The organism is Phreatobacter stygius, assembly GCF_005144885.1.
GTDB classification, from domain to species: Bacteria; Pseudomonadota; Alphaproteobacteria; order Rhizobiales; family Phreatobacteraceae; genus Phreatobacter; species Phreatobacter stygius.
The window spans coordinates 3,838,154-3,853,418 of record NZ_CP039690.1 but is presented as its reverse complement, the minus strand read 5'-3'; the positions used below and the strand labels follow the sequence as shown (position 1 = coordinate 3,853,418).

13 protein-coding genes are annotated in these 15,265 nt (G+C 67.5%); 6 read left to right on the top strand and 7 right to left on the bottom strand.

Annotation, left to right across the window (positions count from 1 at the left end; all coding sequences use genetic code 11):
* Window positions 1-62 precede the first annotated feature (62 nt).
* On the bottom strand, window positions 63-926 hold the full coding sequence (locus tag E8M01_RS18140) for a fumarylacetoacetate hydrolase family protein (RefSeq protein WP_136961407.1): 864 nt from the start codon (window positions 924-926) through the stop codon (window positions 63-65).
* A gap of 166 nt (window positions 927-1,092) precedes the next feature.
* Here E8M01_RS18140 and E8M01_RS18135 point away from each other — a divergent pair, with 166 nt between their 5' ends.
* Complete coding sequence (locus tag E8M01_RS18135; protein ID WP_215908763.1) at window positions 1,093-1,821, top strand: GntR family transcriptional regulator; 729 nt, start codon at window positions 1,093-1,095, stop codon at window positions 1,819-1,821.
* Window positions 1,822-2,019: 198 nt separating this feature from the next.
* A complete protein-coding gene (locus E8M01_RS18130; protein WP_136961406.1) occupies window positions 2,020-3,279 on the top strand; it encodes a pyridoxal-phosphate-dependent aminotransferase family protein in 1,260 nt (419 codons plus the stop codon).
* A 51-nt stretch (window positions 3,280-3,330) separates the two neighbouring features.
* Here the strand turns inward: E8M01_RS18130 and E8M01_RS18125 are convergent, their stop codons facing one another.
* A complete protein-coding gene (locus tag E8M01_RS18125) occupies window positions 3,331-4,311 on the bottom strand; it encodes an IS110 family RNA-guided transposase (RefSeq protein WP_136961405.1) in 981 nt (326 codons plus the stop codon).
* Between the two features lie 332 nt (window positions 4,312-4,643).
* The gene (locus E8M01_RS18120; protein ID WP_136961404.1) at window positions 4,644-5,561 is read right to left on the bottom strand and encodes a LysR family transcriptional regulator; all 918 of its coding nucleotides are present in this window, start codon (window positions 5,559-5,561) and stop codon (window positions 4,644-4,646) included.
* Between the two features lie 88 nt (window positions 5,562-5,649).
* Between E8M01_RS18120 and E8M01_RS18115 the strand changes: the two genes are divergently transcribed.
* On the top strand, window positions 5,650-6,543 hold the full coding sequence (locus E8M01_RS18115) for a DMT family transporter (protein WP_136961403.1): 894 nt from the start codon (window positions 5,650-5,652) through the stop codon (window positions 6,541-6,543).
* A 6-nt stretch (window positions 6,544-6,549) separates the two neighbouring features.
* Here the strand turns inward: E8M01_RS18115 and E8M01_RS18110 are convergent, their stop codons facing one another.
* The 4 genes from E8M01_RS18110 to E8M01_RS18095 are packed head-to-tail and all read right to left on the bottom strand — an operon-like array spanning window position 6,550 to window position 10,262.
* Window positions 6,550-7,383 carry a sugar phosphate isomerase/epimerase family protein gene (locus E8M01_RS18110; protein ID WP_136961402.1) on the bottom strand — a complete coding sequence of 278 codons (834 nt, stop codon included), beginning with the start codon at window positions 7,381-7,383 and terminating at the stop codon, window positions 6,550-6,552.
* On the bottom strand, window positions 7,380-8,279 hold the full coding sequence (locus tag E8M01_RS18105) for an NAD-dependent epimerase/dehydratase family protein (RefSeq protein ID WP_136961401.1): 900 nt from the start codon (window positions 8,277-8,279) through the stop codon (window positions 7,380-7,382). The genes E8M01_RS18110 and E8M01_RS18105 overlap by 4 nt, the downstream gene beginning before the upstream one ends.
* A 58-nt stretch (window positions 8,280-8,337) precedes the next feature.
* Window positions 8,338-9,189, bottom strand: coding sequence for an IclR family transcriptional regulator (locus E8M01_RS18100; RefSeq protein ID WP_136961400.1), 852 nt, complete (start codon window positions 9,187-9,189; stop codon window positions 8,338-8,340).
* A 23-nt stretch (window positions 9,190-9,212) separates the two neighbouring features.
* The gene (locus tag E8M01_RS18095; RefSeq protein ID WP_136961399.1) at window positions 9,213-10,262 is read right to left on the bottom strand and encodes a Gfo/Idh/MocA family protein; all 1,050 of its coding nucleotides are present in this window, start codon (window positions 10,260-10,262) and stop codon (window positions 9,213-9,215) included.
* Window positions 10,263-10,476: 214 nt separating this feature from the next.
* On the opposite strand from E8M01_RS18095, the gene E8M01_RS18090 reads away from it, so the two are divergent.
* The 3 genes from E8M01_RS18090 (at window position 10,477) to E8M01_RS18080 (ending at window position 15,239) form a co-directional block, all read left to right on the top strand.
* The gene (locus E8M01_RS18090) at window positions 10,477-11,736 is read left to right on the top strand and encodes an ABC transporter substrate-binding protein (RefSeq protein ID WP_136961398.1); all 1,260 of its coding nucleotides are present in this window, start codon (window positions 10,477-10,479) and stop codon (window positions 11,734-11,736) included.
* A gap of 108 nt (window positions 11,737-11,844) precedes the next feature.
* On the top strand, window positions 11,845-12,714 hold the full coding sequence (locus E8M01_RS18085; protein WP_136961397.1) for a branched-chain amino acid ABC transporter permease: 870 nt from the start codon (window positions 11,845-11,847) through the stop codon (window positions 12,712-12,714).
* Window positions 12,711-15,239, top strand: a complete 2,529-nt coding sequence (locus E8M01_RS18080) for a branched-chain amino acid ABC transporter ATP-binding protein/permease (protein ID WP_136961396.1) — start codon at window positions 12,711-12,713, stop codon at window positions 15,237-15,239. Before E8M01_RS18085 ends, E8M01_RS18080 begins: the two co-directional genes overlap by 4 nt.
* Window positions 15,240-15,265 lie beyond the last annotated feature (26 nt).

The following is a 15,265-nucleotide window of genomic DNA, read 5'->3' as shown; positions in this document are numbered from 1 at the left end:
GGACAGGGACGAAGCCATAGGCCCGCCGCGGCTGCCCCTCGGGCCAGCCGGGCGGCGCGGGTTCAGCGGAGCTCGTTGGCGACCGGATTGCTCAGGACGCCGATGCGTTCGATCTCGACCTCGCAGATATCGCCATGTTTCATCCAGAGCGGCGGCTTGCGGGCAAGGCCGACGCCCGACGGCGTGCCGGTGACCAGGATGTCACCGGGCGACAGGGTGATCGCCTCGCTGATGATGGCGATCTGGGACGCCACATCGAACACCATGGCGTCGATCGAGGCGCTCTGGACGGTCTGGCCGTTGAGCCGGGTTTCGAGCTTCAGGCCCTTGCAGCCGGGCGGCAATTCGTCGGCGGTGACGAAGACCGGGCCGAAGGCGCCGGTGTCGTCGAAATTCTTGCCGACCGTCCATTGCGGCGCCTTGAACTGATAGTCGCGGATCGAGGCGTCGTTGAAGATCGAATAGCCGATGACGTGATCGAGCGCCTGGGCTTGCGGGATATGCCGGCCGCCGCGGCCGATGACCGCCACCAGCTCGCCTTCGTAGTCGAGCTGTTCGGAAACGGTCGGACGGATGATCGGCGCGCCCGAACCGATCAGGCTCGATGCGAAACGCGAAAACAGGGTCGGATAGTCCGGCTGCTTGAAGCCGCTCTCGGCGGAATGGTCGACATAGTTCAGCCCGACACAAATGATCTTGCCGGGATTGGACAGCGGCGGCAGCAGCGAGACCGTGTCGAGGTCGATCGGCCGGCCGGCCGAGAGCGCCCGGTGCGCGGCGGCCAGCGCCGCCTGGCCTTCGACGATCAGCCCGTCGAGATCGCCGGGATAACCGGCATCCTTGGCCGTCAGGCCGATATAGCGGCCCCCGTCGACCGCCACCGCGAGACCACGCACACCATCCTGGCGGAAAGCCGCAAACCGCATTTTCAGACGCTCCTCATCACTTGTTGCGATAGATCAGCCGATATAAAATCGATCTGTCAATAAAAATATATATTCTTGCGACCCATCCGTTTTCCGCCTATTCGTGTCATCTGAATCATCGGCGAGCGCCGTCCAGACGCTCGAGCCGGATGGAGGGGCGTTTCTGTTGATCGGACACCGGGCAGCCACCAAGAGCCTGACCGAAGCGGCTTATCTGGCCTTGCGGGCGGATATCCTGGCTTGCCGCCTGGCGCCCGGCGAGAAGATCAAGATCAACGACATCTGCGCTTCCCGCGGCGTCAGCCTGGGCGCGATCCGCGAGGCGCTGTCGCGGCTGACCGCCGATGGCCTGGTGGTCGCCGAGGCCCAGCGCGGCTTCAGCGTCGCGCCGGTGTCGCAGGACGACCTGATCGACCTGACCAGCACGCGCATCGAGATGGAGCTCGCCTGCCTTGGACGGGCGCTGGAACGCGGCGACGTCGAATGGGAGACCGGCATCGTCGCCGCCTATCACCGCCTGTCGCGCACCCCGGAACGGGTCGACGGCGACCCGATGGTGGTCAGCGAGGACTGGGCGCTCGCCCACAAAGCATTCCATGCCGCCCTGGTCGCGGCCTGCGACAGTCCGTGGCGGCTGAGGCTGCGCGCGATCCTCTACGATCAGAGCGAGCGCTACCGGCGGCTGTCGGTACCGGCAGCCTCCCACGAGCGCCCGATCGATGCCGAGCACCGGGCGCTGATGGACGCCGCCCTGGCGCGCGACGTGGCTTTGGTCGGCAGGCTGATGCGCGACCACCTGAACGAAACGACCCGCAGGGTCCTGCCGCTGGCCATGCCCACGGCGCAGGCCAAGGTGCCGCGCGGGACGATGCGAGACGCTCCGATCGCGCTTTAGATTTTCACCGAAAGCGCCACGATCGCGACCCAATGCCGGCCTTGGCGGCGCAAAATCGCGATATCAGGTCCGCGCCGATTCAGCCCGTCCTCGGCTAGCGGCCGATCCTGCGCGCGGGTAGAAGGGGTGCCTCGATCGAAAGCCGTGTCCGTCCGACAGCCTGGCTGAGGACGTGCCATCAGGCAAAGGGAGCCGTTCATGACTGTCGCCAATGGCCGGGCCTTGCTCGCAATTCCCGGCCCGACCAACATTCCGGACCGCGTGCTTCAGGCGATGATCCGCCCGGCCGAAGAGATCTATACCGGCGCGATGGTCGGCCTGACCGACAGCCTGCTCGACGATCTCCGCAAGGTGTTCCGCACCAAGTCGCGGACCTATATCTACGCCGCCAACGGCCATGGCGGCTGGGAAGCGGCGCTGACCAATGTGCTCTCGCGCGGCGACAAGGTTTTGGTGCTGTCGAGCGGACGGTTCGCCATTGGCTGGGGCGAAATGGCCCGGTTCATCGGCGCCGATGTCGAGGTGCTGGAAGGTTCGTGGCGCGCTTCCGTCGACCCGGCCGCCGTCGAGGAGCGGCTCCGGCGCGACAAGAACCACGAGATCAAGGCCGTGCTCATGGTCCAGATCGACACCGCCTCGGGCGTCGTCAACGACGTCAAGGCGGTGCGCAAGGCGATCGATGCCGCGGGCCATCCCGCGCTCTATATGATCGACGGCGTCGCCTCGGTCGGCTGCGTGCGGTTCGAAATGGACGCCTGGGGCATCGATGTCGCGATGACCGCCGCGCAGAAGGGCTTGATGACGCCGCCCGGCCTCGCCTTCGTCGCGGCCAATGACAAGGCCCATCGGGCGCATGAACACGCCACCATGAAGACGCTCTACTGGGACTGGACCGCGCGCCAGCAGCCGCCGCACTACATGAAATATTGCGGCACCCCGCCCGAACATCTGCTGTTCGCGCTGCGCGCGGCGCTCGACATGATCCTGGAGGAAGGGCTCGAAGCGGTCTGGCAGCGCCATGCGCTGCTGGCCGACGCCACCCATGCCGCCGTGTCGAAATGGGCCGAGGGCCAGGTGCTGTCCTGCAACGTGGTCGAACCGTCGCAACGCGCCGCCTCGGTCACGCCGGTGCTGGTCCAGGGCATCGAGCCGGAAACCATCGCCAAATATACCGAAACCGTCTGCGGCGTGACGCTCGGTTCCGGCATTGGCGAGCTGACCGGCAAGGCGTTCCGCATTGCCCATATGGGCCATGTCAACGCGCCGATGGTGATGGGCACCTTGAGCGCCATCGAGATGGCCTTGAACGCGCTCAATATCCCCCATGGCGCCGGCGGCGTCGCTGCCGCCATCGCCCAGCTCGCCCGCACCACGTCGGCCCAAGGCGACGCCAGGCAAGCGGAAGCCGCCAAGCCGTCGCAGGCCGAGGTCGCGGAGCGGGTGACCGCACCGGCGTGATCACGCCGCTCAACAAACCCTCTCCCAAAGGGAGAGCATCTGTGTTTCGGGTCAAGCCTGTTTTGGAGCGTGAGTGGCCCAAGTGCGGTCCTGAGCGATAAGGGTGTTGGCGAGGACGACGAGCTTTCGAGCCACGGCGATGAGGGCGCATTTGGGCTTCTTGCCCTTGGCGATCAGGCGGTCGTGGAAACTTTTCATGTCGGCGTTGCAGCGCGTGGCCGAGAGCGCCGCCAGGTAGAGAACGCGGCGCACCCGGGAGCGTCCGCCCCAGATGACGCGGACGCCCTGTCGTTCACCGGAATCATCGGCGATCGGGGCTAGTCCCGCCAACAGGCTGATCTGTTTGATGTTGCAGGTCCCCAGCTCGGTCAGGGCGGCCACCAGGGTCGTGGCGACCGCCGGGCCGAACGAAGGGATCGAGATCAGAATGTCGTGGCGTCTGGCCAGGCATGGATCGGCCGCGATGCGTTTGGCGATCTCGCCGGCGATGGCTTCGATAGCCTTGGCGATCCGGGTGAGACGGTGAGCGAGATGGCGGATCAGGAACTTGTCGGTGACCGCGTGCCGCTGGTTCTTGAGGGCTGTCTGTTCGCCGACGGCCGCATCGCGGGCGCTGACCAACTCATTGAGCGCATCGAGGGCTTCCGGTGCCGGCGGTCGCTGGGCCGGGTTCATGGCCCGCGCGAACAGGGCCAACACGCGGGCATCGAGCCGGTCGGTCTTGGCCAAGGTGCCCGTGGCACGCGCGAACATGCGCACGCGATAAGGATCGACCACGGCAACCGGCACGCCCGAGGCATGCAGGCTTCGGCGAACCTGGCGGTGCCACTTGCCGGTCGCCTCGACCACGACCAGCGCCAGATCAAAGCGCTGAAGCCAGCGCTTCAACTGCCGGATGCCCAACTCGGCATTGGCAAAACGGTGGGTCTCCCCGCCGGGCAGAACGTGGATGTCGAGCCAGCTCTTGCTGACGTCGATTCCCACGGTAGACTTGCCTTCGGTCTCTTGTTTGGACGCTTCCTTGCCTTGCATACGGGACTTCCTCCCCAGCATCTGTTCAGGACAAGAGCCAGAGGACGGCCGGACCATGCTCTCCCGCGGTGCTGAGCCAAAGGGTGAAACGGTCCCGGACATCCGCGTCGAGGCCGGTGGCCACCGGCCTCGACGCACCTCTCAGCCTGCGCTGAGTCGGTCCCGCAAACATGCAAGGGTGGCAGCGTCAGCTGCCGGGTGAGGGGTCGTCCCTCTCCGAATGAGACGGTATGCGGGAAGCGCGGCGGCATCAGTTCTGAGGGCTTACGCCCCTCACCCGGCGCCTGACGGCGCCACCCTCTCCCTTTGGGAGAGGGTTGATTCCCCCTGCCCTAACTCCGCAAGAACCGCTCCATGGCCGCCGGTGCGACACCGGCCTCCTCGCCGATCCGGCGGGCGACGGCGGCAGCAGCCGGCCTGACGTCGCCGGGCGCCCGGTCGAGCCAATAGGAAAACGGATTGAGCGCCGTGTGCGGGTCGACCACCACGACGCGGCCACTGTCGATCAGCGCCTGCGCCAGCGGCGGCCGGGCCAGCGCCACGCCGAGGCCGTGGGCGGCGGCATCCAGCACCAGGCTGTAATCCTCGAAGCGCCGGTCCTGCGGCCGCGGCCGATAGTCGAGGCCATGGCTGCCGAACCAGGCACGCCAGGTCGAGGCGCAGGAATCGTGAATCAGCGGTGCCGTCAGGATCCGCCCGGCTTGCCCCGAACCCAGCGTCCTGGCGAGCGCGGGCGAGGCGACGGGGTAGCACCATTCCTCGAACAGCTGGACCGAGACCCGGCCGGGCACGCCGGCCCGGCCGCAGCGCAGCGCCAGGTCGGTGGCCTCGCCGAGATCGACCTGCCGCTGGTCGATCCGGAACGAGATGCGCGCCGGCGGATCGCCCGCCTCGAGCCGCGCCAGGCGTGGCATCAGCCAGAGACCGCAGATCGACGGCAAGGAGTTCAGCCGGACCACCGCGCCGCCGCGCGGCTCGCTCCAGCGGTCGGAGGTCTCGGCGATCAGCGCGAAGGCTTCGGTCGTACTCTCGAACAGCCGCTCGCCCTCGGGCGTCAGCGAGACGCCGCGCGCCTCGCGCTCGAACAGCCGCTGGCCGAGCCAGTGTTCGAGCCGGGCGACCTGCCGGCTGATTGCGCCGTGGGTGAGGTTCAAGGCGTCGGCAGCAGCGGAAAAGCTGCCGGCGCGTGCCGCCGCTTCGAAGGCGCGCAGGGTGTCGAGCGGTGGCAGCGGGCTCAAGCTGTGATCCATGCTCACAGCTGAGCCCCGGTCTATTCGATTGTCAACCGGTGCCGTCAGGCCGACAAACCCCCGGTCCGACCACCGCCCAAGGCCACCGATGAGCGCCATGACCCCCAGCCAGCCGGCCCGCGCCAGCGTCGACGGCATCAGCATCGCCGCCGTCGCCGTGACGGTGATCGGCTGGGCCTCGTCGTTTCCGGCGATCCGCGCCGGCCTTGCCGGCTTCGGGCCGCTGGAGCTCGGCGCGGTGCGTTTCGCCATCGCCGCCATTCCGGCCGCGCTGTTCCTGGCGGTCGTCCGGCCGAGCCTGCCGACCTCAAGCGAAGCCTGGCGCTTCGGCTTCGGCGGCGTGGTGTTCATCGCGCTCTATACGCTGCTGCTCAATGCCGGCGAGCAGACCGTGCCGTCGGGCGCCGCGAGCTTCATCATCAATGTCAGCCCGGTCATGACCGCCGCCATGGCGACAGTGCTGCTCGGCGAGCGCTTTTCGGCGCTGGCCTGGACCGGCACCGCCATCTCGTTTGCCGGTGTCGGGCTGATCGCGCTCGGCGAAGGCGACAGCCTCGATTTCGGCATGGGCGCCTTGATGATCCTCGGCTCGGCGGTCTGCACGGCGGTCTCGACCATCGTCCAGAAGCCGCTGTTTGCCCGCCACAAGCCTCTGACCGTTTCGGCCTACAACATGATCCTCGGCGCGCTGTGCCTGGCGCCGGGCCTGCCCAATGGCCTGGCCCAGGCATACCAGGCGAGCCCGGCGGCCTGGTTCGCCGTGATCTATCTCGCCATCGTGCCGGGGCTCATCGCCTATGCGGCCTGGGCCACCGCCCTGTCGCGCCTGCCGGCCGCACGCGCCTCCAACTTCCTCTATTGCATCCCGCCGGTGGCGACCCTGATCGGCTTTCTCTGGCTCGGCGAGGTGCCGAGCCTGATGGGGCTTGCCGGCGGGGCGCTGGCGCTCGGCGGCGTCGTGCTGGTCAACCTGAAGCGCTGAGCCGCCTCAACCTGGTTGACCGGCAAAATGCCAGCCGGCGGCCAGGAGCCGGTCGCGGCCGGCCAGGATATCGTCGAGCGGCCGGCTGGAGATGATTTCGAGCACGACCGGGCCGGCGAAGCCGATCTCCCTGATGGTTCCGCCGATCGCCGAGAAATCGATATCGCCCGAGCCGATCGGATCATGGCGCCACGCGCCGCGCGGCGCATCGGAGAGATGGACGATGCCGAGATGTGGCAGGAGCCGCCGCAAGCCGGCCGAGGGGTCCTCGCCGATGGCGGCGGCATTGGCGACGTCATAGGCGATCGAAACGCCATCATAAGCGCCGGCGGCCAGGAAGCTTTCGATCGCTTCCATCTCCGCCAGCAGGCCGTTCGGATGGTTCTCCAGGACGACACCCATGCCGGCGTCGCGGGCGCGCAACAGGATGCGCTCGAAGGCGTCGCGATAGATGCCGAGAAGCTGGTCGCCTGCCTGCGGCGCCAGCGCATGGCGCCGGCCCGAGGCGACGCAGATGCCGCGGGCGCCGAGGTCGGCGCCGAGATCGATCGCCCGGCCATAGGCATCGACGGCAAAATCGACCACCGCGCGCGACGGGCTCGCCAGATTGACGTCGTTGCTCGCCAGATCGAGTGCCAGCAGCGCGATGCCGGCCCGATCGATCAGGCGGCGGAGCCGGCGCTGCAAGGCCGGGTCGGCAGCCCAGGGATCGTAATGTGGCGGCGCCGCCATCAGCTGGAGGGTCGAAAAGCCTGCGCCGGCGAGGGCTTCGAACGCCGCCTCGGCATCGCGGTCCCAGGCGAAACCGAAGGTATGGGCGCCAAGGCGCGGCAGGGTCATAGGCGGCCACCTTGCCGGTAGAAATCGACGGTCAGGGCAATGCCGTCGGTCAGGCTGGTCTGCGGCAGGCCGGGCAGGACCGCGGCGATCGCACCGGGATCGACATCGGCCGCGATCGGCAGGGCCGGTCCGCCGGCGGTGATATCGGCGCTCGCGACGACCCGGCGGATCGCCGCGACGACATCGTCATTGGAGACCGTGGTGCCGACCAGGTTGAACACATGGGCGCCGGCGGGGTCGCGCAGCACGGCGCTTTCATAAGCCGCGGCGACATCGTCGACGAAAACCAGGCCGGCGCTGCCGCTATAGGGGATCCGGTAGCTCTCGCCGCGCGCCGCCGCCCGGCAGGCCAGGCTCGGTCCGGCGGTCAGGCCGGTCTCACGGCCGGGGCCGTAGACGATGAACGGCCTGAAGCCGATGCTGGCCAGGCCATGATCGGCGAGATAGGCCCGGGCGCTGCCCTCGCAGGCGAGCTTGAAGGTGCCGTAATGGGTGGTCGGGCGTGGCGTCAGGCCGTCGTCGGGACCATAGACGCCGGCGCTGCTGGTATAGACGACACGGCTGATGCCGTGGCGAAGCGCCGCCTCGAAGACGTTCAGCGTGCCGATCAGGTTGATCTCGGCGCCGCGCACCGGGTGGGCCTGGCAGGCTGGCGTCAGGACCCCGGCCAGATGCACGATGGCATGGCAGCCGGCGGCCGCCGTCAGGACGTCTTCGCCCGTGACGATGTCGCCGACATGCCATTCGACCTCGCCCGCCCTGATGCCGCCGATGGCCTCGACCAGGCCCCGGTCCTCGGCGACGTCGAAGATCCTGACGGCCAGGCCCTGTTTGAGCAGGCGCCGGATGATCCAGGCGCCGAGAAAACCCTTGCCGCCGGTGACCAGTACGCGCATGTCCGAAGCCTCCCGGCCTGTCTCGGGTTCGATGGACCGGGCGCCCGCCCGGCCGCGCTCAGATCAGCGGCACCAGGCCGTCGCGCTGATCGCCGCCGGCACGGCCGGACAACGTCGGCGAGGCGGCGCTCGCAAGCGACAATTCCTTGGCTGCCGTCAGCAGCAGCGGCGCGAGTTCGTGCATGCGCGGCTCGGTGAGCCGGACATGCGGCCCGGCAATGCTGACCGTGCCGGTGACCTCGCCGGTGACCGGCGAACGGATGATCGCCGCCATGGCGTTCATCCAGGGGGTGAAGGCCTGGACCACGAAGGCATAGCCGCGCTTGCGGGCGGCTCTCAGCTGCTTGACCAGCGCCTGCGGCGTCTGCGGCGCGCGCGGCCCATATTCCTCACGCGAGCCGTAACCCTGCCTGGCGACCAGCGCCAGGGCATCCTCTTCCTTCATGGTGGAGAGCCAGGCATGGCCGCTCGACGAACAGGACAGCCGGCCCTCGCGCCCCATGTCCGGATCGTAGCGCAGGCCGAACTGGGCACCTTGCGACTTGGCGACCCAGATCAGCCGCTGGTCGTCGACCAGGGCGAGGCGAATGAGCTCGCCGGTGTCGCGCGCCAGCCGGTCGAGGATCGGCTGGGCCAGGTCGGTGATGCCGCTTTCGGACAGGAAGGTGAAGGCGAGCGAGGCGATCTTGGCGGTCAGCAGATAGGCGCCGTGGTAGCGCTCCTGCCGGACATAACCGTGCTCGACCAGGCTGGTCAGGACGCGATGGGTGGCGCTGCGCGGGATATGCAGCTTGTCGGCGATCTCGAAGAGCTGAAGCCCATGGGCGTTGAGCGCCAGGATCTCCAGGACACCAAGGGTTCTCTCCAGCAGTCCGGACGGGCCAGAGCCTTCATCTTGCGCCGCGGCCATCAGCGATTCTCCGTTCAACACAGCTATTGTCCATAGCTCAGAGCAACGGGCGCTCCTATCCTGGCAGCCTCATGCACGGCGAGCGTCGCCTCCAGGGTGCGGGTGCCGTCGGCGGCGCTGATCACCGGCTGCTCCTCGCCGCGCGCGACCGCGCAGAGGTGGCGGATCTGCTCGGCATAGGGATCGGCGCGCTCGACCGGAACCGTCTCGCGGGCGATCGGTTCGTGCCAGCCGGCCTTGCCTGGATAACGCCAGAGGTCGAGCTGCGGCAAGGTCAAGGACGCCGCCGTGCCGGACAGGTAATGCGAATTCACCGGCACCGGCAACTGCGGATAATGCTGGCTTTCGCGCGTCGCCATATCCCAGCTCCAGGGCGCGACCGCGGTGTCCGAGACATTGACCGTCACCAGCGCGCCGCCGGCGAGCCGGAGGATGACGGCGGCGCTGTCTTCGACCTCGAAGCCCCTGACCGCATTGGAGGTGACCGCCTGGACCGATTCGATCTCGCCGCAGATGAAGCGGATCAGGTCGATCTCATGGATCAGGTTGATCAAGACCGGGCCGCCGCCGGCGCGACGCCGCCAGTCGAGCTCGAAATAGCTGTCGGGTTTCAGGAATGTGTAGAGCACCGAGACCGATGTCAGCCGCCCGAGCGTGCCCGAGCGCACCAGGTCGCGGGCGCGCCTGGCGATCGGATTATGCCGCCGGTGATGACCGACCAGGACGGCAACACCGGCTTTCTCGGCGGCCGCGGTCAGCGCCCGCGCCTCGGCCAGCGTGCTGGCGATCGGCTTTTCGACCAGCACCGGAATGCCGCGTTCGATGAAGGCGAGCGAAACCGGCAGGTGGGTCTGGTTGGGCGTCGCGACGATGGCCGCATCCACCGTGCCGGCCGCCAGCAGGGCGTCCTGATCGACAAACCACGGCACGCCGAAATGCACGGCGACGGCCCTGCCCGCATCGGTCGGGTCAACGATCGCGGCGAGCTCGGCGACATTGCCGGCCGCGATGACCTCGGCATGGGCCCGGCCGATCGCGCCGGCGCCGACAACCGCCATCCTGAGTTTCGCCATGTCCCGAGATCCTTATCGTCCAGAGCCTGCCAGGGCTCGACCCGGCAGGACTCAATCCCATCGGGCGGGAATTACAATACCAGAACGCAATTCCAGTTTCAATAATTTTACTGGAATCGGATTCCAGTTTGATTTATAGCACTGCCCAACAACGGACGCGGCGGTCACCGCCACGCATGCCGCAGAACAACAAATCAGCCCCGGGAGGACGCCAATGAATGACATGACAGGGATCCCATCCAGGCTCGGCCTGATCGGCCGCCGCAGCCTCTTGATCGGCGCCGGCGGTCTTGCCGCAACCCACCTCGGCGCGCCCTATATCGGCAAGGCCAGCGCCGCCGAGCCGATCAAGATCGGCATGCTCTGGGCCAAGACCGGCACCATCGTCGACCAGTCGGAATATCTCGCCCAGGGCGGTTTCCTGGCACTCGAACAGCTCAACAACACGCTGCTCGGCCGACCCGCCGAGATCGTCTGGCTGGATGAGCCCAATCCGCAAGGCGCCCAGCAGAATGCCCAGCGCCTGATCGACGAGCACAAGGTGGTCGGCCTGATCGGCGGCGCGCTGTCGTCCAATGCGCTGGCCATCTCGGCGGTCGCCAAGCGCGCCAAGATCCCATTCGTCGCCGCCAATGCGGCGACCGCCGACCTGACCGGCAAGTCGTGCAACAAATATACCTTCCGGCTGCAGCCGCCGGTCGACGTCCATGCCCGCGTGCTGGCGCCCTATGTGCTGGAACACGGCAAGAAATGGTATCTCCTGACCGCGTCCTACGCCTTCGGACAGGACATCAAGGCGTCGTTCACCGATTACCTGAAACAGGCCGGCGGCACGGTGGTCGGCGCCGACGAGGTGCCGGTCAACACGCCCGACTATTCGTCCTTCATCCTGAAGATCCGCCAGGCCCGGCCCGATGCGGTGATCGGCGGCATCGCCGCCGGCGACCTCACCACCTTCCTCAAGCAGTGGAACGAGCTCGGCATGAAGGGGCGCATTCCCTTCGCCGAAATCTCGATCGGCGACACCGATATCTGGGGCGTCGGCGCTGACGCCGCGACCGGCATCTTCACCAAGACCTGGTACTTCAACAATCCGAACAACACCGCCGAGGACAAGGCCTTCGCCGCGGCCTATCTGAAGAAGCACAACCGGCCGGCGGCCGACAAAGCCTGGATGGGCTGGTTCGGCATGAAGTCGCTGTTGGAAAGCATCGAGCTCGCCAAGTCGACGGCGGCCCCGGAGATCGTCGGCGCGCTCGAACGCTGGACCACCCGGGAAGGCGACCTCTCGGTCAAATATCGCGACTTCGACCACCAGATGCTGCGGCGCACCGTGGTGGTCGAGACCAAGCCCAAGATCACCGATCGCTGGGACTATTTCGACGCCAAGGCCAACCTGCCGCGCAGCGCCGCCGAGATCGAGCCGATCTTCGGCACGCGCCAGCAGATCGGCTGCACCATGGACGGGGTCTGACGGCGCCCGGTCCGCCCGATCCCCTCATGACACCATGACTGCTCGATAGCGAGCGCCAGGCGCGACACCGGCCCATGCCGCCGGTGTCGCCGCTCCGGAAGGTGCCCCATGCTCGACATGATCCTGTCTCAAGCCGTCAACGGCCTCGTGCTCGGCTTCCTCTACGTGTTGATCGCCATCGGCCTGTCGATCATTTTCGGCCTGCTCGGCATCGTCAATTTCGCCCATGGCGCATTCTTCGCGCTCGGCGCCTATTTCGCCCTGTCGCTGTCGCGCCAGTTCGGCTGGGCCGCCATCTGGCTGGCGCCGGTGCTGACCGGCCTGGTTGGCATCGTGGTCGAATTCGTGCTGATCCGCAGGCTCTACGGCAAGGAGCCGCTGCTCGGCCTGATCCTGACCTTCGCGCTGGCGCTCCTGATCGAGGCCCTGCTGCGGCTCGCCTATGGCGGCGCGCCAGTGCCGTTCAGCGCGCCGCGCTTCCTGTCCGGCTTCATCGAATATGGCCCGATCCTGATCACCAGGTACCGGCTGTTCGTGCTCGCAACGACCGTCACCGCGCTGATCGGGCTCTGGGCCTTCCTGGTCTACACGCCTTATGGCCGGATCCTGCGCGCCGGTTCACGCGACGGCGAGATGGTCGGCCTGCTCGGCATCAACCTGCCGCGCGTGCTCTCCGGCGTGTTCGGCCTCGGCTGCCTGCTCGCGGGGCTTGCCGGCATGCTCGCCGCGCCGCTCTGGACGGTCAATCCGTCAATGGCCGCCGGCGCCATCATGCCGGCCTTCGTCATCGTCACCATTGGCGGGCTCGGCTCCTATAACGGCGCGATCATTGCCGGCCTCCTGGTCGGCCTGGTCACCGCCATGACCATCCAGTTCAAACCGGAAGCCTCGGGCGCGGCCATGTACGTGCTGATGGCGATCATCCTTCTCGTCAGGCCGCGCGGCCTGTTCGGCGAGCGTTGGGAGAGATTTGAATGAAAACCCCGTCGCTCCTGACCAATCCGATCCTGTGGGTCGCGGTCGTGCTGACCGCCCTGTCGGTCTTGTGGACCGCGCTCGGCGCGCCGATCTCGCTGGTCACCCAGATCGCCATCTATGCGCTCTACGGCGCCGGCGTGAACCTGTTGATCGGTTATACCGGCCTGGTGCCGTTCGGCGCCTCGGTGTTCTTCGGCTGCGCCAGCTATGCCGCCGCCTTCGCCATTGTCAGCGTGGTCGGCAACGAATTCGCCGCGCTGGTGCTGTCGGTCGTCTTCTCCATGGTCATGGCGCTGGTGATGGGGCTGATCATCCTCCGCCGCCGCGGCCTCTATTTTTCGCTGCTGACGCTCGCCTTCTCGCAGATCGCCTTCGAACTGGCGTTCAAATGGACCAGCGTCACCGGCGGCGAGAACGGCATCCAGGGCGTCCCGCGGCCCTCCTTCGGCAGCGACATGGCCTTCCACATCTTCACGGTGGCGAGCGTCGTCGCCGGCCTGTGGTTCCTCTGGCGGCTGGTCCATGCCCCCTTCGGCCGGGTGCTGCAGGCGGTGCGCGACAACGAGCAGCGCGCCTCGAGCCTCGGCTACAACACCTATCTGATCAAGCTCGGCTCGTTCACCCTGATGGCCGGCGTCATCGGTTATGCCGGCGCGCTTTTGACCCTCATGCTGCAGGGGGTCTATGCCAATAATCTGAGCTGGCAGCATGCCGGCGACCCGCTCCTGATGACCGTGCTCGGCGGCGTCCACCATTTCCTCGGGCCGCTGTGGGGCGCCATTGCCTTCATCGTGCTGGAGAACCGGCTGTCGGCCTTGACCGAGAACTGGTGGCTGATCTTCGCGCCGATCATCATCGCCTTCGCGCTCTTGTCGCCGGAAGGCATCCACGGGCTCGCCCAGCGGATCATGCGCCGCGAGCGCTGGACCTTGACGCGCGCCGCGATCCCTGCGCGCCCGGCTGACATCGCGCCTTATGAGAGCGCCGCGATCCAGGTCGATGCCGCCAGGCCGATCCTGTCGGTCAGGGGCTTGAGCAAGAGCTTCGGCAGCCTGGTCACGGCCAATGCCATCGACCTCGAGGTCATGCCGTTCCGGCTGCACAGCATCATCGGCCCGAACGGCGCCGGCAAGACCACCTTGTTCAACATGCTGACCGGCGTCCTGCCGCCGAACAGCGGCACCATTACCTTCGAGGGCAAGGACATCACCGGTCTGCCGATGTATGCGCGGGCCCGGCTCGGCATCAGCCGATCGTTCCAGATCCTGTCGATCTTCCCGAACCTGACCGTGTTCGAGAATGTCCGGGTCGCGGTGCAGGCGCAGCGCCACGGCATCAGCGGGCTGATCCGCGACGCCTATGATCTGACCGGTATCAACGACCGGTCCTGGTCGATCCTCGACGCGGTGGGTCTCGCCGACCAGGCAGCCGAGCCGTGCGCCAATCTGCCCCACGGCGCCAAGCGTCTGCTCGAGATCGCGGTGACGCTCGCCACCGACTGCAAGCTGCTGCTGCTCGACGAGCCGCTGGCAGGCCTTGCCGAAGCCGATCGCCAGGTCGTGGCGGCCCTGATCCGCAAGCTCGCCGACCGGCACGCCGTGCTGCTGATCGAACATGATATCGACCGGGTGCTGGCCTTGTCCGACCGCATCACCGTGCTGCATCAGGGCCGCCTGATCGCCGATGGCCCGCCGGCCGAGGTCGGTTCCAACCCCGAGGTCATCGCGGCCTATCTCGGCGCCGCCAAGGACGCCGGCGCGGCGGCGGCACCGGCGGTGACGCGTACCGACACCACCACGTCGAAACCGCTGCTGGTGGTGAAAAACGTCGCCGTCGGTTATGGCGGTTCGTCGGTGCTCGACGATCTCAACCTGGTCGTCCGCGAGGGCGAGGCCGTCGCCCTGCTCGGACGCAACGGCGTCGGCAAGACGACGACGCTGCGTGCGCTGACCGGCAGCCTGGCGATAAGCTCCGGCGCCATGAGTTTCGACGGCACCGATATCTCGGCATCCAAGACCTATGAGATCAACCGGCTCGGCATCTCCCTGGTGCCGGAAGGCCGGCGGCTGTTCCCGAACCTCACCGTCATGGAGAACCTGCAGATCGCCGCGCGACCGGGCGGGCTGTCCTTCGACGCGGTGTTCGAGCTGTTCCCGCGGCTGAAGGCGCGCCAGCGCGCCAAGGCCGAAAGCCTGTCCGGCGGTGAGCGGCAAATGGCGGCGATCGCCCGCGCCCTGGTCATGCCGAGCAAGCTGATCCTGCTCGACGAGCCGTTCGAGGGCCTGGCCCCGGCGGTCGTCAAGGAGGTGATGGAGGCGCTGGTCCGGCTGCGCGGCAAGGTCGCCATGGTGATCGTCGAGCACCATGCCGAAACCGTGCTGCCGATCGTCGACCGGGCCTATGTCCTGGTCAATGGCCGGGTCGCCTTCGAGGGCGACGCCGCAGTACTCGAACAGGACCACAAGCTGCAGGCGCGCCTGCTCGGCGTCGTCCAGGCCGAAGCGACACCCGAAGCCGTTCATTGAGATCAGACCCGACAGCCCGACAAGGG